The 17,187-nt window shown below is 71.5% G+C and carries 14 protein-coding genes and 2 tRNA genes; 6 read left to right on the forward strand and 10 right to left on the reverse strand.

Translation table 11 applies throughout. The features are described from left to right. Positions 1-213: 213 nt before the first annotated feature. From AC3EUV_RS27450 to AC3EUV_RS27465, 4 genes are all read left to right on the forward strand, one after another. Complete coding sequence (locus tag AC3EUV_RS27450) at positions 214-3,021, forward strand: UPF0182 family membrane protein (RefSeq protein ID WP_432144694.1); 2,808 nt, start codon at positions 214-216, stop codon at positions 3,019-3,021. Between the two features lie 111 nt (positions 3,022-3,132). Further along, a tRNA-Met gene (locus AC3EUV_RS27455) sits at positions 3,133-3,206 on the forward strand. 206 nt (positions 3,207-3,412) lie between these two features. Next, positions 3,413-5,263: a sel1 repeat family protein gene (locus AC3EUV_RS27460; protein WP_435604123.1), complete on the forward strand. Its 1,851-nt coding sequence runs from the start codon at positions 3,413-3,415 to the stop codon at positions 5,261-5,263. A gap of 116 nt (positions 5,264-5,379) precedes the next feature. Continuing rightward, positions 5,380-5,453, forward strand: a tRNA-Met gene (locus AC3EUV_RS27465). Between the two features lie 48 nt (positions 5,454-5,501). On the opposite strand, the gene AC3EUV_RS27470 is transcribed toward AC3EUV_RS27465, so the two are convergent. The 4 genes from AC3EUV_RS27470 to AC3EUV_RS27485 all read right to left on the reverse strand — a co-directional run bounded on the left by AC3EUV_RS27470 (position 5,502) and on the right by AC3EUV_RS27485 (position 9,139). Next, entirely contained in the window at positions 5,502-6,632 is a 1,131-nt protein-coding gene (locus tag AC3EUV_RS27470; protein WP_435604124.1) for an ABC transporter substrate-binding protein, read from the reverse strand. Between the two features lie 48 nt (positions 6,633-6,680). Beyond that, on the reverse strand, positions 6,681-7,571 hold the full coding sequence (locus AC3EUV_RS27475) for an ABC transporter permease (RefSeq protein ID WP_432144691.1): 891 nt from the start codon (positions 7,569-7,571) through the stop codon (positions 6,681-6,683). Then, complete coding sequence (locus AC3EUV_RS27480; protein WP_432144690.1) at positions 7,568-8,419, reverse strand: ABC transporter ATP-binding protein; 852 nt, start codon at positions 8,417-8,419, stop codon at positions 7,568-7,570. The genes AC3EUV_RS27475 and AC3EUV_RS27480 overlap by 4 nt, the downstream gene beginning before the upstream one ends. A 300-nt stretch (positions 8,420-8,719) precedes the next feature. Continuing rightward, on the reverse strand, positions 8,720-9,139 hold the full coding sequence (locus tag AC3EUV_RS27485; protein ID WP_432144689.1) for a Fur family transcriptional regulator: 420 nt from the start codon (positions 9,137-9,139) through the stop codon (positions 8,720-8,722). Positions 9,140-9,300: 161 nt separating this feature from the next. Between AC3EUV_RS27485 and AC3EUV_RS27490 the strand changes: the two genes are divergently transcribed. After that, entirely contained in the window at positions 9,301-10,764 is a 1,464-nt protein-coding gene (locus tag AC3EUV_RS27490) for a catalase (RefSeq protein WP_432144688.1), read from the forward strand. 169 nt (positions 10,765-10,933) lie between these two features. Here the strand turns inward: AC3EUV_RS27490 and AC3EUV_RS27495 are convergent, their stop codons facing one another. Both AC3EUV_RS27495 and hisN read right to left on the reverse strand, forming a co-directional pair. Continuing rightward, the gene (locus AC3EUV_RS27495; protein ID WP_432144714.1) at positions 10,934-11,335 is read right to left on the reverse strand and encodes a CBS domain-containing protein; all 402 of its coding nucleotides are present in this window, start codon (positions 11,333-11,335) and stop codon (positions 10,934-10,936) included. Positions 11,336-11,485: 150 nt separating this feature from the next. Continuing rightward, positions 11,486-12,289 carry a histidinol-phosphatase gene (hisN, locus tag AC3EUV_RS27500; protein ID WP_432144687.1) on the reverse strand — a complete coding sequence of 268 codons (804 nt, stop codon included), beginning with the start codon at positions 12,287-12,289 and terminating at the stop codon, positions 11,486-11,488. A 176-nt stretch (positions 12,290-12,465) separates the two neighbouring features. Here hisN and AC3EUV_RS27505 point away from each other — a divergent pair, with 176 nt between their 5' ends. After that, positions 12,466-13,194: a TetR/AcrR family transcriptional regulator gene (locus AC3EUV_RS27505; protein ID WP_432144686.1), complete on the forward strand. Its 729-nt coding sequence runs from the start codon at positions 12,466-12,468 to the stop codon at positions 13,192-13,194. Positions 13,195-13,387: 193 nt separating this feature from the next. On the opposite strand, the gene AC3EUV_RS27510 is transcribed toward AC3EUV_RS27505, so the two are convergent. From AC3EUV_RS27510 to AC3EUV_RS27525, 4 genes are all read right to left on the reverse strand, one after another. Further along, a complete protein-coding gene (locus AC3EUV_RS27510; RefSeq protein ID WP_432144713.1) occupies positions 13,388-13,711 on the reverse strand; it encodes a DMT family transporter in 324 nt (107 codons plus the stop codon). A gap of 196 nt (positions 13,712-13,907) precedes the next feature. After that, the gene (rsgA, locus tag AC3EUV_RS27515; RefSeq protein WP_432144685.1) at positions 13,908-14,915 is read right to left on the reverse strand and encodes a ribosome small subunit-dependent GTPase A; all 1,008 of its coding nucleotides are present in this window, start codon (positions 14,913-14,915) and stop codon (positions 13,908-13,910) included. Between the two features lie 14 nt (positions 14,916-14,929). After that, positions 14,930-16,303, reverse strand: a complete 1,374-nt coding sequence (gene aroA / locus AC3EUV_RS27520) for a 3-phosphoshikimate 1-carboxyvinyltransferase (protein WP_435604125.1) — start codon at positions 16,301-16,303, stop codon at positions 14,930-14,932. 165 nt (positions 16,304-16,468) lie between these two features. Beyond that, positions 16,469-17,182, reverse strand: coding sequence for a M50 family metallopeptidase (locus tag AC3EUV_RS27525; RefSeq protein ID WP_432144683.1), 714 nt, complete (start codon positions 17,180-17,182; stop codon positions 16,469-16,471). Positions 17,183-17,187: the final 5 nt, after the last annotated feature.

Below are 17,187 nucleotides of genomic sequence, written 5' to 3' on the forward strand. Positions count from 1 at the left end.
CTCAACATCGTGCCTTGTGTACCCCGGAAAGCGGGAACTGAGTAAAGCCTTCGTAAGTTGCATCGGTGGGTCCTACTATCGCCGGGCCTGCTCCACACGACAGCGAACTTCGAGGTGCGCACCTTGGCTTTCCAGATGCCGGACCGCGGCGGAGGCCCGACAGGGCCACGGATCAGAGTCGGCCGACCATCGCGGCGGATCCGGACCCTGCTCATGACATTGGGTGTGCTGGCCGTACTGGCCATGCTCTTCGTGATGTTTGCGGGGTTTTGGACGGATTGGCTCTGGTATCGATCGGTCAAGTACTCCTCGGTCTTCACGACCACCCTGCTGACCAAGATCGGTCTGTTCTTCGCCTTCGGCGTCGTGATGGCCGCGGCCGTCGGCGTCAACATCTGGCTGGCGCACCGGCTGCGGCCGCCGCTGAGCGCGATGTCCATGGAGCAGCAGAGCCTGGACCGCTACCGGATGAGCATCGCGCCGTTCAAGAAGTGGGCGCTGATCGCGATCACGGCGGTGGTCGGGCTGATCGCCGGAGCCTCCGCCTCCGGCGAGTGGCGCACCTGGCTCCAGTGGGTCAACGGCGTCCCCTTCGGAACGAAGGACCCGCAGTTCGGGATGGACGTCGCGTTCTACGCCTTCGATCTGCCCTGGTACCGCTTCCTGTTGAGCTTCGGCTTCGCCTGCGCGGTGCTGTGTCTGGTCGCCGCGGCGCTGACGCACTACCTCTACGGCGGGCTGCGGCTGACCAGCCCCGGTTCGCGGGCGACGGCGGCGGCGACCGGCCATCTGTCGGTGCTGCTGGGCATCTTCGTCTCGCTCAAGGCGATCGCGTACTGGCTCGACCGGTACGGCCTCGCGGTGAAGTCCAGCGGCCTGAAGTCGGCCGACAACTGGACGGGCCTGCGGTATGTCGACGCCAATGCCTATCTCCCGGCGAAGACCATCCTGTTCTTCATCGCGGCGATCTGCGCGGTGCTGTTCTTCGCCACCCTCTGGCGGCGGACCTGGCAGCTGCCGGTGATCGGCTTCGGCCTGATGGTGCTCTCGGCGGTCCTCATCGGCGGGCTGTATCCGGCGATCGTGCAGAAGTTCCAGGTCCAGCCGAACGAGCAGGCCAAGGAAGCGCCGTACATCAAGCAGAACATCAAGGCGACCCGGGACGCGTACGACATCCAGGACTCCAAGGTCACGCCGTACAAGGGCGACTACCAGCCCACCGGCAAGGCGGACAGCCAGCGGCTGCGCGACAACGCCGACACCACGGCCGCCATGCGGCTGCTCGACCCGAACGTGGTCTCGCCGGCCTTCCAGCAACAGCAGCAGGTGCGGGGGTACTACCAGTTCCCCTCCACCCTGGACGTCGACCGCTACAAGGACAAGGACGGCGCCGAGCAGGACACCGTCATCGGTCTGCGTGAGCTGAACATCGCCGGTATCCCCGAGCGCAACTGGATCAACGACCACTTCAAGTACACCCACGGCTACGGCGCGGTCGCCGCCAAGGGGACGGAGGCCGCCGAGGGCGGCGGTCCGAAGTACACGGAGTCGGATCTGCCGGCCAAGGGGCAGCTCGGGAAGTACCAGCAGCGGGTCTACTACGGCGAGAAGACCTCGCAGTACTCCATCGTCGGCGGTCCGCAGAAGGAACTGGACTACTCCGACGACAGCGGTGAGAAGAGCTACAGCTACCAGGGCAAGAGCGGCGTCAACCTCGGGAACCCGATCAACCGTGCCGCGTACGCGGTGACGTTCGGGGAGCCGCAGATCCTCTACTCCGGCGCGATCGGCGACGGCTCGCGGATCCTGTACAACCGCACGCCCAAGGAGCGGGTCGAATCCGTCGCCCCCTGGCTGACCATCGACGGCGACGCCTATCCGGCGGTCATCGACGGCCGGATCAAGTGGATCGTGGACGCCTACACCACCAGCAACGGCTATCCGTACGCCTCGCGCACCACGCTCGGCGACAGCACGGCCGATTCGCTCACCGACGGCCAGCGCGCGGTGGTGGCCCAGCAGAACCAGGTCAACTACATCCGCAACTCCGTCAAGGCGACGGTGGATGCCTACGACGGTTCGGTGAAGCTCTACCAGTGGGACGACAAGGACCCGGTCCTCAAGACCTGGATGAAGTCCTTCCCCGGCACGGTCGAGAAGAAGAGCGCCATAAGCCCGGCGCTCAAGGAGCATCTGCGCTACCCGCAGGACCTCTTCAAGGTGCAGCGCCAGCTGCTGACCACGTACCACGTCACGGACCCGGGCACCTTCTACACCGGCTCCGAGCGCTGGCAGATCCCGAACGACCCGACGACCAAGTCGGGCAACGCGGTTCCGCCGTACTACCTGAGCATGAAGATGCCGGACCAGAAGAACCGCGCGTTCTCGCTGACGACGACCTTCACGCCCAACAAGCGCGACAACCTCGGTGCGTTCATGGCCGTCGACGCCAATGCGACCAGCGGCGACTACGGCAAGATCAGATTGCTGAAGCTGCCGTCGGAGACGCCGGTGCCCGGACCGCAGCTGGTGCAGTCGAAGTTCAACTCCGATCCGGTCATCGCCAATGAGCTGAACATCCTCAAGAAGTTCGGCGACTCGGAGATCGAGTACGGCAATCTGCTGACCGTGCCACTGGACGGCGGACTGCTCTATGTCGAACCGGTGTATCTGCGCGGTGCCAACACCAACTACCCCCTTCTGAAGAAGGTGTTGGTCAGCTACGGCGACAACAAGCCCGTTCTGGAGGACTCCCTCAAGGACGCGCTGGACGTGGTCTTCGGCAAGAAGGCGCCCAGTACGGGCACGGAGCAGCCGCCGGGCGGCGGCGACACCGAGCAGCCCCCGTCCGACCAGACGGTGCAGCAGGCCCTCGCCGACGCGCAGAAGGCCTACGAGGAGGGCGAGAAGGCGCGCGCCGGAGGCGACTGGGCCGGTTACGGCGAGGCCCAGAAGAAGCTGAAGGCGGCGCTGGACCGGGCGGCGAAGGCGTCCGAGAAGGGCGGCAAGCCGGCCGGCTGAGCCTGGCCGGCCGTCTCTCCGGGCCCTGTGGCCACCGGTGCGAACCGGTGGCCACAGGGCCGCGTCGGTACGGGGGCCGTCCGCCACCGTGATACCTTGAGGGCACAACGACGCGGGGTGGAGCAGCTCGGTAGCTCGCTGGGCTCATAACCCAGAGGTCGCAGGTTCAAATCCTGTCCCCGCTACTGAAGACGAAGGCCCGGATCCTCAAGGATCCGGGCCTTCGTCATGTGTTCAGGCCGATCGCGGGAAAGGCCGGGTCGTACGGCCCATGTGGGGAAGCTGTGTGCTTGAGTTTGCCAAGTCGTCGTGTCGGGAAGTCGACAAACCGCTGAAGTGACCTCACTGGCTGCGGTATACCAGGTGTACGCGGGTTACAGGTGATGCGACGATGGGTCTTATGGGGGACAAGGCAAGGTTGTTGGAGACGGACCGGTTTGTGCATGCGCCCGACGACGGGCGCGAATCCGACCTGCAAATGGACGCGATGGAGGCCGCCGAGGCCGCCGAGGCGTCCGATGCCGTGACCGAGTCCGGCCACCGCCGGGCCGCAGAGGCGGGCGACACCGCCGCGATGAGCGCGCTCGGTGCGATGCTGCTGCGCCGCGGTGACCTCGACGGCGCCGAGCCGCATCTGCGGTCCGCGGCCGCTGCCGGGGACCGCGCCGCGGTCAACAACCTGGGCGTGCTGCTCCACCAGCGGGGCTACGGGGACGAGGCGGCCGGCTGGTGGCGGATCGCCGCCGTGGCCGGTTCCGCCGCCGCCGCACACGCCCTCGGGCGCCACTACCGCGAGCGCGGCGACGAGCCGGCCGCCGAGTACTGGCTGCGCCAGTCCGCCGAGTCCGGCCACTGCCTGGGCGCCTATGCCCTCGCCGACCTCCTGGAGCACCGCGGTGACATCGGCGCCGAGCGCTGGTTCCGTACGGCCGCCGAGCGTGGCCACCGCGAGGCCGCGTACCGCCTGGCCCGGCTCATCGAGGACGGGCGCGACGCGGACCACCGCACGGTCCCCGCGTACGGGGAGCTGAAGCAGCAGGAGGAGGCCGAGCAGTGGTACCGCCAGGCCGCGGCGCGCGGCCACCGGCGGGCCGCGCTCCAGCTGGGCGCGCTGCTGGAGGAGCGCGGTGACGTCCAGGAGGCGGGGCGCTGGTATCTGTCCGCCGCCAAGGACGGGGAGGCGCGCGCCGCCTGTGCGCTGGGCTTCCTGCTGCGCGACGCGGGGGACGAGGAGAGCGCCGCGGAATGGTGGCGGCGCGCCGCCCAGGACGGCGATGGCAACGCTGCCAACGCGCTGGGGGCGCTGCACGCCGACCGCGGTGAGCTTCAGACCGCCGAGCGCTGGTACCGCGTCGCCCTGGATGCCGGGGATGTCAACGGTGCCTACAACATCGGGCTGCTCTGCGCCGAGCAGGGCCGGGAGGGGCGCGGCGAGCAGTGGTACCGCCGGGCCGCCTACGCCGGGCACCGCGAGGCCGCCAACGCGCTGGCCATCCTGCTGCTCCAGCGCGGTGACGCCGCGGGGGCCGAGCCGTGGTTCTCCAAGGCGGCCGAGGCGGGCAGTGTGGACGCCGCGTTCAACCTCGGCATCCTCTTCGCCGGGCGGGGTGCGGAGCGTACGGCGCTCACCTGGTACGAGCGGGCGGCCGCGGCCGGGCACACCGAGGCGGCGCTCCAGGTCGCCATCGTGCAGCTGCGGGACGGTGAGCTCCAGGACGCGGAGCGGAATCTGCGCTGTGCGGCCGGTGGCGGCAGCGCCGAGGCGGCCTTCCGGCTCGCCGACCTCCTCGACCGCCAGGCGGCGGCCGCGGGCGAGGGGCTGGCGGACGGGGAGCGGGCGGCGGACGACGAGAGCGTGCAGTGGTACGAGCGGGCCGCGCGCCAGGGGCACCGTCGCGCCCAGGTGCGAGTTGGCATGTTCGCGGCGGCTCGCGGGGAGGTCGTCGAGGCCGCCGAGTGGTACCGCGCGGCGGCCGAGGCGGGGAGCCGTAACGGCGCCTTCAACCTCGGGCTGCTGCTGGCCCGTGAGGGCAGCCTGCCGGAGGCCGCCCTGTGGTGGCAGCGCGCCGCGGAGGCCGGGCACGGCCGGGCGGCGCTCCGGCTGGCGCTGCTCGCCGCCCGGCGCGGGGCGCTCGCGGAGGCACAGAGCTGGTGTGCGCACGCCGTGGAGCTGGGCCCGCCGGAGGTGGCGGAGCGGGCGGCGCGGCTGCGTACGGCGCTCCAGGAGGAGCTCAGCGCGTAACGGGCGGCAGAGGTGTCCGGGACGTCCGGGGCCGGGCCCACAGGGCCGGGTCCCGGGCCCCGCGGAAGGAATTTGCGCTGGTCGTCGGGCCGGGGTTAAGGTGTGGAACACAACGACGCGGGGTGGAGCAGCTCGGTAGCTCGCTGGGCTCATAACCCAGAGGTCGCAGGTTCAAATCCTGTCCCCGCTACTGAAGACGAAGGCCCGGATTCCTTGAGGATCCGGGCCTTCGTCGTGCTCAGTTCCGCAGCCGGTGGCCGACCGCCTCCGCGTACAGGCTGCGGTCGACGAGCCTGTTTTCCGGCAGCGGTGCTCCCTTGGTGACCCCGGCGTCGCGGTAGGCCCTCTGGAGCCGGTCCGTGGTGCCTTTGCGGATCTCCCAGTCCATCCGGAGCGAGGGCACCGAGGTCAGGATCTTCGCGTCGATGTCCAGCAGCTTCGCCAGCTCGGCGACGAAGGCCCGGTCGGCCTTGTAGTCGCCGGCGAAGTAGGTGTTGACCGTGCGGAGGTAGGCGCGCAGGAAGGCGACACCGGCGTCCGGGTCCTGTTGGCGCAGCGTCGGGCCGTAGAGGGCGCCGCCGAGGGGTTCGCCCCGGGGCTGGCCGCCGAGGAAGGCGTACCTCCCGTCGCCGTCGACCCGCCGCCAGACCGGGTCGAGCAGCCAGGCGGAGTCCACCCCGCCGCCGGTCAGGGCGGTCAGTACGTCGGCGGAGCCGAGCTGCTGGAAGGCCACGGAGTCCAGGCGGGCGCCGTGCCCGGCGAAGGTCCTGGCCATCGGGTACATGATCACGGAGCCTTTTCCGATCATGGTGCCCAGCTTCGTCCCCTTCAGGGAGACCGAAGAGGCGCGCTCCCCGTTCTTGAGGCGCACCCACAGGCCGCTCCTGGACTTCGGGGCGGGGGAGAAGTTGCCGGCCACCCAGCGGAGGTCGAAGCCGCCCTGGACGCCGTTGACGACGGCGGCCTCGGGGGCCGCCCACAGGGCGTCCAGTTCGCCCTTGGCCAGCAGCGGCAGCGCCTCCGGGGTGGGCAGGACCTTCAGCCGGACGTCCAGGCCCTCCTTCTTGAACTCGCCCCTGGCGAGCGCCAGCCGCAGCGGGGCCACGTACTCGGCGCCGAGGGTGCCGGTGGCGACCGTGAGCGTGCGGGGTTTCGCGAGCCGGCGCGGCGCGGGGGCGCCCTTGGCACAGCGGGCCGGTGTGCGGTCCGGGGCGAGGTCGGCGGGGTCGGTCCAGGCGGCCGGGCCGCAGCCCGTCACCGGCTTGATGGTGCGGGGCCGGGCGGCGGAGGGGTGGTCGTCGGGGGCGGCGCAGCCCGCGCCGAGGGCGAGTGCGGCGATCAGCGCGACAGTGGTGGTGCGGATGCGCATGGGACCTCCGTACGGGGGCGGCGTCCGGTCGGACGGGGCGGTGCGGGATCAGCTCCGGGGGCGGCCGCGGTCGCGGGGTGCCCAGGGGGTGAGGAAGCGCCCGGCCAGCCGTACGAGCTCGGAGAAGAGCACGCCGAGTACGGCCACACAGACGATGCCGACGAACATCACGTCGTTCTGGAACAGGGCGCGGGAGTCGAAGATCAGATGCCCGAGGCCGTCGGTGGCGGCGATCTGTTCCGAGGCGACGATGACCAGGACGGCCACGCCCGCGGCGATCCGGGCGCCCACGAGGACGGCGGGCAGCGAGGCGGGCAGCAGGACGTGCCGGAACATCTGCCAGGGGCCCGCGCCGAAGACCTGCCCGGCGTCGCGGTGGCCGGAGGGGATGGCCAGTACGGCCGCCATGGTCGAGATCCAGACGAAGAAGAAGACGGTGGTGGCGACGAGGGCGACCTGCGGGCCCTCGCCGAGCCCGAACATGTTGAGGAAGACCGGCAGCAGAGCCAGCTTGGGGACCACGTACAGGGCGTCCAGGAGGGGTTCGAGGGCGGCCCGTACGAGGGACAGCGAGCCCATCAGCAGGCCCAGGAGATAGCCGCTGACGGTCCCGGCGGCATAGCCGGCCAGCACGCGCCGGAGGGTGGCCCCGACGTCCGGCCACAACTCGCCGGCCAGGGCCCGGTCCCAGCCGTCGGCCAGGATCGTCGACGGCGCGGGGTAGATGCGGGCGTCGAGCCAGGCCCGGTCGGCGGCCAGCTGCCACAGCAGCACGAGCAGCAGGGGGACGGCGACGGCCAGCGAGATCTCCAGGGTGCGCCGGCGGCGGTGGGTGCGCCCGGGGCGCAGTTCCCGGGGGCCGGGGCGGCGGACGAGGAGGCGGTCGGCGGTGGCGGGACGGTCGTCCTCGCGGCCGGGCCGGGGGAGGGCGGCGGTCATACGGGGACGGCCCCCTCGGTGGTCCGGTGCGCGGGGCCGCCCCGGTCGACCTCGTCCCGCAGCAGCTGCCACAACTCCGCCTTGAGGGCGGTGAATTCGGGGGTGGTGCGGACCTCGCCGGTGCGGGGGCGGCCGAACGGCGGGCGGCGTTCGGCGATGATCCGGCCGGGGCGGGCGGACATCACCAGGACCCGGTCGCCGAGTACCAGGGCCTCTTCGAGGCTGTGGGTGATGAAGAGGGTGGTGGTGCGGGTGGTCTGGGTGAGGTCGAGCAGTTCGTCCTGGAGGACGGTGCGCAGCTGCGCGTCGAGGGCCGCGAACGGCTCGTCCATCAGCAGGATCCCGGGATCCACGGCGAGCGCGCGGGCCAGGGCGACGCGCTGGCGCATACCGCCGGAGAGCGTGGCCGGATAGGCGCCGGCGAAGTCGGCGAGTCCCATACGGGAGAGCCAGGAGCGGGCCCGTTCGTCGGCCTCCCTACGGGGCACGCGCTGGAGGTCGAGGCCGAAGCGGACATTGCCCAGCACCGTCTTCCAGTCATAGATGCCGTAGTCCTGGAAGATCATCGCGGCCGGGCGGCCGGCGCTCACCCGGAGTTCCAGTTCGCCCGCACTGGGGCGCAGCAGCCCGGCGGCGATGCGCAGCAGGGTCGACTTCCCACAGCCGGAGGGGCCGACGACACAGACGCATTCGCCCGGCGCGATCTCCGCATCGACGGGGCCGAGGGCGGCCAGTGCCCTGCGGCCGCGGCCGAAGGAGCGGGCCAGGGCGCGGGCGCGCAGGGCGGGTGGGGTGGCGGGGCCGGCGGCCGGGCGGTGCGACGCGGACGTAGGGGGCGGCTCTCCCACGGGGTGCTCCTTGCGGAGTGCGGACAGGGTGCCGCCGTGGTGCGCGGCCCGGGGCCGGTGGGGCCCGGTGGCCGGAAAGCGCGGCCCGCCGACGATATGACGGTGCGTCAGATTCGGGCAAGGGGCGTGCGGGCATGGTTGTGCGGTGTGGGGAGGCGCGGAGGGGTGAGAGTCAGGGCGCGGGCGGCGGGCCCGCCGGGCATGCGAAGGAGCCCGCGGCCGGGTGGGCGCGGGCTCGGTGGGGCGTACGAGGTGATCAGGTGCGGGGGCGGCCTGGACGGCGGCCGGTTTCCCCGGGCGTCAGGACGGGGCGCTGCACGTGGGGCAGATGCCCCGGTAGGTCACGGTGACCTCGGAGACCTGGAAGCCGTAGCGCTCCGGCTCGGGCAGGGCGGACAGCGGGTCGCCCTGGAGGTGGACGTCCCGGATCGTGCCGCACTGCGAGCAGACCAGGTGCTGGTGGTCGTGGTGGGCGTTGGGGTCGTAGCGCTTGGCCCGGCCGTCGGTGCTCACCTCCAGCACCTCGCCGAGCGACACCAGCTCGCCCAGGGTGTTGTAGACCGTCGCGCGGGAGATCTCCGGCAGCCGGGTCGACGCCAGCGCGTGCACCTCGTCGGCGGTGTAGTGGACGTGGTCCCCGTCGAGGACCTCGGCGACGACGCGTCGCTGTGCGGTCAGCCGCCAGCCGCGTCCCCGGAGCCGTTCAAGCAGGTCACTCATGCCATTCACCTATCAGTCAGATAGACCCAGCGTAGCAGTGGGGGATCCATCACCGGATCGTGTACGAGTTTCACATCCTTCTTGACTTAGACATTGTCCAATGTAGGATCGTGACCGGCGCAAGCCAAGGGCAGGTGGAGAAGACTTTTCAGGAGGCGCACGTGTCGGTAGAGAGCACCACTGGACCGCTGACCACGGAGTCCGGAGCTCCCGTCGGGGACAACCAGAACAGCGAGACGGCGGGCGTCGGCGGACCCGGCCTCATCCAGGACCAGCTCCTGATCGAGAAGCTCGCGCACTTCAACCGGGAGCGCATCCCCGAGCGCATCGTGCACGCCCGCGGCGCCGGTGCGTACGGCACCTTCACGGTCACCGCGGACGTGACCGAGTACACCCGCGCCGCGTTCCTCTCCGAGGTCGGCAAGCAGACCGAGACGTTCCTGCGCTTCTCCACGGTCGCGGGCAACCTCGGCTCCGCCGACGCGGTGCGTGACCCGCGCGGCTTCGCGCTGAAGTTCTACACCGAAGAGGGCAACTACGACCTCGTCGGCAACAACACCCCGGTGTTCTTCATCAAGGACGCCATCAAGTTCCCGGACTTCATCCACACCCAGAAGCGCGACCCGTACACCGGCTCGCAGGAGGCGGACAACGTCTGGGACTTCTGGGGTCTGTCGCCCGAGGCCACCCACCAGGTCACCTGGCTGTTCGGCGACCGCGGCATCCCCGCCTCGTACCGCCACATGAACGGCTACGGCTCGCACACCTTCCAGTGGAACAACGAGGCCGGCGAGGTCTTCTGGGTCAAGTACCACTTCAAGACCGACCAGGGCATCAAGAACCTCACGACCTCCGAGGCCGCGGAGACCTCCGGCCTCGACCCGGACAGCCACCAGCGCGATCTGCGCGAGTCCATCGAGCGCGGCGACTTCCCGAGCTGGACCGTCCAGGTGCAGATCATGCCCGCGGCCGAGGCGGCCAACTACCGCTTCAACCCCTTCGACCTGACCAAGGTCTGGCCGCACGAGGACTACCCGCCGATCGAGATCGGCAAGCTGGAGCTCAACCGCAACCCGCAGAACATCTTCGCCGAGGTCGAGCAGTCGATCTTCTCCCCGCACCACTTCGTGCCGGGCATCGGCCCGTCCCCCGACAAGATGCTCCAGGGCCGTCTGTTCGCCTACGGCGACGCGCACCGCTACCGCGTCGGCATCAACGCCGACCACCTGCCGGTCAACCGCCCGCACGCCACCGAGGCGCGCACCCACGGCCGGGACGGTGTGCTCTACGACGGCCGGCACGCCGGACAGAAGAACTACGAGCCCAACAGCTTCGGTGGCCCGGCCGAGACCGGCCGGCCCCTGTGGCAGCCGGCCGCCGTGACCGGCCCCACCGGCGAGCATGCCGCGCCCTCGCACGCGGAGGACGACGACTTCGTCCAGGCCGGCACCCTCTACCGCCTGATGGCGGAGGACGAGAAGGCGCGCCTGATCGACAACCTGGCGGGCTTCATCGCCCAGGTCTCCCGCGATGACATCGCCCAGCGGGCGATCGAGAACTTCCGCAAGGCGGACGCGGACTACGGCAAGCGGCTGGAAGCCGCGGTCCAGGCCCTGCGCGGCTGAGCGCCCGCCTTTTGCGGCTAAACCGCCGCCGCTCTCGCGGAGGTGGTGACCCGCCGTGGGGGTTGCTCAATTGTCGCTGCCGTATGTAAGCGAAGAGGCCGGATGCCATGGGGCTTCGGCCTCTTCGTGTTGCGGCTCCGGGGTGTGGGTGTCCGGAGCTGTGTGTGCGTCAGGCGGGTACGGGGCGGGCCCGCTCCGTGGTGGTCGACCAGCAGCGGATGATGTCGCGTACGGAGACCACGCCGACCGGTTCCTGGTCGTTGAGGACGATCAGATGGCGGAAGCCGCCGCGCACCATGGCGTCCGCGGCATCGTCCAGGGTCCAGTCCGGAGCGGCGAAGACCACGTCCGGGGTGGTGTGGGTCTGGGCGGTCTCCCGGTCGGGGTTCTCGCCCGCGCCGAGGGAATTGAGGATGTCGCGCTCGGTGAGGATGCCGATGCCACAGGTGTCGTTGTCGAGGACCACGGCCGAGCCGAGGCGGCGGGCTGCCATCAGCTGCGCCGCCTGGCGGAGGGTGTGAGTGGGCCCGATGGTGAGGACCACCGTGCTCATGGCGTCTTTGACGTACATGGGCATGGAGCGGAGCCACCTCCTTGGTGAATGTGCTTGCGAAGGGATTCACAAGTTCACAAAGTGGGGGATTCTCATGTTCACATGCCTCTGTCGATGCAACAAGGGGCAACTGCTGGACGGTTGTCCGAATACGCGCCCCGCCGCAGGTCAGTGCGGGGAGTCGCCGAGATAACCCAGTAGATCCTCGTGCAGCAGACCGTTCGAGGCCGCCGCGTTGCCGCTGTGCGGGCCCGGCTTGCCGTCCAGGCCGGAGAACTGTCCGCCGGCCTCCTTCACCACCACCGCACAGGCCGCCATGTCCCACAGCGACAGCTCCGGCTCCGCGCAGATGTCCACCGAACCCTCGGCGATCATCATGTACGGCCAGAAGTCCCCGTAGCCCCGGGTGCGCCAGCAGTCCCGGCTCAGGTCGAGGAAGTTGGACAGCTTGCCGCGCTCCTCCCAGCCGGTCAGCGACGAGTACGCGAACGAGGCGTCCTGGATGCGGCCGACCTGGGAGACCTTGAGCCGGGTCGCGGAGGTCAGGCTGCGGCCGGTGAAGGCGCCCAGGCCGTCGGCGGCCCACCAGCGGCGGTTGAGCGCCGGTGCCGAGACGATGCCGACCACCGGGCGGTCGCCGCCCTCCCCGCGCTCCATCAGCGCGATCAGCGTCGCCCAGACCGGGACCCCGCGGACGTAGTTCTTCGTGCCGTCGATCGGGTCGATGATCCACCGGCGCGGCCCCGCGCCCTCGCTGCCGAACTCCTCGCCGAGCACCGCGTCCCGTGGCCGGGCCCGCTGGAGCTGGCCGCGGATCAGCTCTTCGGCGGCCTTGTCCGCCTCACTCACCGGTGTCATGTCCGGTTTGGTCTCGACCTTGAGGTCGAGGGCCTTGAAGCGCTCCATGGTGGCGGCGTCCGCGGCGTCCGCGAGAACATGGCCGAGACGAAGATCATCGTGATAGTCGGGCATGTGCGAACAGTATCCATTGGTATACGCCGGAGCCACACGGCCATGCGCCGCCCGGCGTGTGGCGGCCCGCGCGCCGCCGGTGCGCCCCCGCTGCGACGACTCTTGACACCATCTGGCGGTGCGTCAATTCTGTGCGCACACCGGCTACCCGGGGCCGGCGGCCGGGGAGGCGACGGATGCCCGCAGCGCGTGAATCCTTGCTGGACGCGGCCTACACGGCGCTGACGGAACGGGCATGGACGGCCGTGCGGATGGTCGATGTCGCGGCGGCGGCCGGGGTGTCCCGGCAGACGCTCTACAACGAGTTCGGCAGCAAGGAGGGGCTGGCCCGCGCCCTCGTCCGCCGGGAGACCGACAACTACCTCGCCGGGGTCGCGCGGGCGCTGTCCCAGGCGTCCCCGGCTGCCGGCGCCCGGCGGGACGCGGCGGGCCGGGTGGCGGCCGCGGCCGCCTGGACGCTGCGGACCGCGCGTGCCAACCCCCTGGTCAGAGCGGTACTGACCGGGTGCTGGAGCGACCGGCTGCCGGCCCCCGCGGCCGCCGGGGCCGCGCCGCCACCGGCCGTCCGGCCCGGCATCCCCGCCCAGCGGACCGCGTCCGCGGGTGACGGCCCGCTGCCGGGGCCCACCGAACTCGTCGGCCGCTTCTGCGACCAGGCGGTCGCGGCGCTGGAACCCGACTGGCCCGCGGAACAGCTGCCCGCCCTGGGCACCGCCTGCGAGACCGCGGCGCGGCTGACCCTGGCCTGTGTGGTCGCTCCCGTGACGCCGGGGGCGGCACCGTCCGCGGGACGCGTACCGGCCCGGCGGTCGCGCCGGGAGCTGGAGACGGAGGCGGTGTCCCGGCTCGTACGGGGCGCCTTCGCCCGGATGCCGGCCGACGCGCAGCCGGGGGAGCGCTGCTGACGAGGTGTCAGCGGCGACCCGGGCGAGGACCAGGGCCGGGGCGGCGGACGGCCCGCGGGCGAGGGGCAGGACCGGGACGGCGGGCGTTGCGCGAGCGGGGGCCAGTACGGCGGACGACGCGCGAGCGAGGGCCGGGACGGCGGGCGTTGCGCGGGCTAGGACCAGGCCGGCGGACGACGCGCGGGCCGCCCGCTCAGTGTGCGGACCCCGACAGCTGAAGTCCGACCACCCCGGTGATGACCAGCGTGATGGAGACGATCTTCAGGGTGGAGACCACATCGCCGAGGAAGACCATGCCGTAGATCGCCGTACCGGCCGCACCGATACCCGTCCACACCGCGTACGCCGGGCCGACGTCGAGCCGGCGCAGCGCCAGCGTCAGCAGACCGAAACTGCCGAGCGCGAAGGCCGCGAAGGCGACGGTCGGGAACAGACGGGTGAAGCCGTGCGACAGCTTGAGGCAGACCGCGAAGCCGGTCTCCAGGATTCCCGCCACCACGACCAGCAGCCACGCCAACGCCATGTCCCATTGCCTCCGTCAGCCAGGGCCTGTCCGGCGGGCAGACCCCAGGGCCTGTCCCAGGTGAGCGACGACGGGGCGTCAGAATCACTCCCTACGGCCCCTTCCGGGCGATCAGGGCGTGATGGACCACTGCGCCGACCTTGGTGTGATTATGCCCTTACCTCGGACGGGCGGGGGCAAACTTCGGCGATCAGTCGCCCTCGCGTCGCTCCCGGGTGGCCAGGAGGCGGCGCAGGGAGTAGAGGCGGGCCGGATCGGCGTGGCCGTCGCTGACCCACTGGTCCAGCGCGCAGTCCGGTTCGTCGTGACTACAGGCCCGCGGGCACTCGGCGGTGCCCGGCTCCAGGTCCGGGAAGGCGTGGATGACCCGGGACGGGTCGACGTGATGCAGCCCGAAGGACCGGACGCCGGGGGTGTCGATGACCCAGCCGGAGTCGTCGGGCAGCGGCAGCGCCAGCGCGGAGGTGGTGGTGTGCCGCCCGCGGCCGGTGACCGCGTTGACATGCCCGGTGGCCCGGCGGCGCTCCGGGACCAGGGCGTTGACCAGGGTGGTCTTACCGACGCCGGAGTGCCCGACGAACGCCGTCATCCGGCCCGCGAGGGTGGCCCGGATCCGCTCGGCGGCGCTGCCGTCGGCGAGTTCGTCGCGATTGGTGACGACGTAGGGGACGCCGAGCGCGCCGTAGGACTCCAGCAGGGTGTCCGCGGACGCCAGATCGGACTTGGTCAGCACCAGCAGCGGGTCCAGGCCCGCGTCGTAGGCGGCGACCAGACAGCGGTCGATGAGCCGGGGGCGCGGCTCGGGGTCGGCGAGCGCGGTGACGATCGCGAGCTGGTCGGCGTTGGCGACCACGACCCGCTCGAACGGGTCGTCATCGTCGGCCGTACGGCGCAGCGTCGAGGAGCGCGGCTCGACCCGGACGATCCGGGCGAGGGTGTCCTTGGCGCCGCTCAGATCACCCACGACGGCGACCCGGTCGCCGACCACCGCGCTCTTGCGGCCCAGTTCACGGGCCTTCATCGCGGTGACCGTACGGCCCTCGATGAGGCAGGTCAGCCGGCCCCGGTCGACGGTCAGCACCAGGCCCTCGCCGGCGTCCTCGTGCTTGGGGCGGATGTTGGTGCGCGGGCGGTTGCCCTTGGGGTTGGGGCGGACGCGGATGTCGTCCTCGTCGGGGTTCTTTCCGTAACGGCGCATGGCGGCGTCAGCCCTCAGCCTCTCCGGCCGGGTACGGCCGCCGGGTCAAGCATGTCCGTCCACATCGCCGGGAAGTCCGGCAGCGTCTTGGCGGTGGTGGCGACGTTCTCCACCCGCACGCCGTCGACGGCCAGGCCGATGACCGCCGCGGCGGTGGCCAGCCGGTGGTCCTCGTAGGTGTGGAAGACCCCGCCGTGCAGCGGGCGCGGGCGGATGTGCAGACCGTCCGCGGTCTCGGTGACATCGCCGCCGAGCTCGTTGAGCTCCTTGGTGAGCGCGGCCAGCCGGTCGGTCTCGTGCAGCCGGAGGTGCGCCACCCCGCGCAGCGTGGAGGGGGAGTCGGCCAGCGCGGCGACCGCGGCGATGCCGGGGGTCAGCTCGCCGACCTCACTCAGGTCCACGTCGATGCCGTGGATACGGCCGCTGCCGGTGAAGGTCAGCCCCTGGTCGGTCAGCTCGCAGGAGCCGCCCATGGCCGTGAAGATCTCGCGCAGCGCGTCACCGGGCTGCGTGGTGTGCTCGGGCCAGTCCGGGATGGTGACCCGGCCGCCGGTGACCAGTGCCGCGGCGAGGAACGGCTGGGCGTTCGACAGATCCGGCTCGACGACCAGATCGCGGCCGAGCAGCGCGCCCGGGGTGACCCGCCAGACGTTGGGCTCGCCGCCCGCCTCCGGGGTGTCCACCTGCGCGCCGACGCTGCGCAGCATGTCGACGGTCATCCGGATGTGCGGCATGGAGGGCAGCGCCGCGCCCACGTGCCGGACCTCGACGCCCTGGTTGAAGCGCGGCGCGGACAGCAGCAGCGCGCTGACGAACTGGGAGGACGAGGACGCGTCGATCTCGACCCGGCCGCCGTCCAGACCGCCGCTGCCGAAGACCGTCATGGGCAGCGCCCCGCGGTTGTCGTCGTCGATCCGGGCCCCCAGGGCGCGCATCGCGTCGATCACGCCGCCGAGCGGACGCTCGTAGGAGCGCGGGTCGCCGTCGAAGCGGATCGGGCCGTCGGCGAGCGCGGCGACCGGAGGCAGGAAGCGCATGACCGTGCCGGCGTTGCCGACGTCGATGGTGGCCGGGCCGTGCAGGCCCGCCGGGATCACCCGCCAGGCCTCCCCGCCACCGGGCTGCCCGGCGGTGTCCGTGGCACCGGCGGAGCTGGAGGAAGCGGTCTCCTCGATGCCGACGCCCAGGGTGCGCAGGGCCTCGGCCATCAGGAGCGTGTCACGGGAGCGCAGCGGGCGGCGCAGCCAGCCGGGCTCGGCGGAGAGGGCGGCCAGGACCAGTCCGCGGTTGGTGACCGATTTGGAGCCGGGCACGGTGACGGTGGCATCGACGGCCCCGGAGGCGAGGGGGGCGGGCCACAGGGCGGGATGTGTGGGGCTCTCGGTCATGCCCTTACTTTAATGGCTGGGCAAGGGTGCCGATCTTGATCAAAAGCGCCGCAACCCCGGTGAAACATGGCACGGGCGGTGCGCTCACGTGCCGGAACCGCGTCCGCGGCAGAGCCGCCGGCCGGGGCGACGGCGGAACCGGCCCCCGGCGCGCGGCGGTTGACGTCAGAGGCCGAGCAGCCAGCGCCCGCCGCCGATCAGCGAGCACAGCGTCACCACGTGGAAGAGGCCGAGCCAGACGGCCGCCGGGACATGGGTCAGCCGCGACAGCTGGTCCGGATCGGAGTCCGGGGCCCCTCCCCGCCGCCGCTTCCCCTGGAGCTCGAACGGCGGCCGCACCCCGCCCAGCAGCAGGAACCACACCACCACATACGCGAACGCCGCCTGCACATCCGGCGTCGTCAGCCAGGAGACCAGGACGAACGCGGCACCGGTGAGCACGACCGTGAGCACGCCATAGGCGTTGCGGATCATGATCAGCATCGCCAGGAGCAGCGCGGCGGCCCCCCACAGCAGTGCCGTGATGTGCCCCGCGGCGAGGAGCGCGGCGCCGGCCAGACCGAGCAGCGAGGGCGCGATGTAGCCGGCCGCGGCGGTCAGCACCATGCCCAGACCGGTCGGCTTGCCCCGCGAGACGGTCAGCCCCGAGGTGTCGGAGTGCAGCCGGATGCCGTCCAGGCGGCGGCCGGTGAGCAGCGCGATCAGCCCGTGCCCGCCCTCGTGCGCGATGGTGACGGCGTTGCGCGCCAGCCGCCAGGCGGTGCGCGGGACGACGGCGCCCAGCGCGAGCACCGCCGTGGCGATCACCAGCCAGAGCGAGGGATCGGGCTGGGTCCCGAACACGCGGCTCCATATGTCCGTGAGGTGGTCGGTGTCCATGTCTC

The sequence above is a fragment of the Streptomyces sp. bgisy130 genome (genome assembly GCF_057708345.1).

Coding starts and splice junctions, on each gene's coding strand:
- AC3EUV_RS27485 (WP_432144689.1), bottom strand. CDS start 9,139: ATGAGTGACCTGCTTGAACGGCTCCGGGGACGCGGCTGGCGGCTGACC.
- aroA (WP_435604125.1), bottom strand. CDS start 16,303: ATGACCGAGAGCCCCACACATCCCGCCCTGTGGCCCGCCCCCCTCGCC.
- AC3EUV_RS27470 (WP_435604124.1), bottom strand. CDS start 6,632: ATGCGCATCCGCACCACCACTGTCGCGCTGATCGCCGCACTCGCCCTC.
- AC3EUV_RS27525 (WP_432144683.1), bottom strand. CDS start 17,182: ATGGACACCGACCACCTCACGGACATATGGAGCCGCGTGTTCGGGACC.
- AC3EUV_RS27495 (WP_432144714.1), bottom strand. CDS start 11,335: ATGTACGTCAAAGACGCCATGAGCACGGTGGTCCTCACCATCGGGCCC.
- hisN (WP_432144687.1), bottom strand. CDS start 12,289: ATGCCCGACTATCACGATGATCTTCGTCTCGGCCATGTTCTCGCGGAC.
- AC3EUV_RS27450 (WP_432144694.1), top strand. CDS start 214: ATGACATTGGGTGTGCTGGCCGTACTGGCCATGCTCTTCGTGATGTTT.
- AC3EUV_RS27475 (WP_432144691.1), bottom strand. CDS start 7,571: ATGACCGCCGCCCTCCCCCGGCCCGGCCGCGAGGACGACCGTCCCGCC.
- rsgA (WP_432144685.1), bottom strand. CDS start 14,915: ATGCGCCGTTACGGAAAGAACCCCGACGAGGACGACATCCGCGTCCGC.
- AC3EUV_RS27460 (WP_435604123.1), top strand. CDS start 3,413: ATGGGTCTTATGGGGGACAAGGCAAGGTTGTTGGAGACGGACCGGTTT.
- AC3EUV_RS27505 (WP_432144686.1), top strand. CDS start 12,466: ATGCCCGCAGCGCGTGAATCCTTGCTGGACGCGGCCTACACGGCGCTG.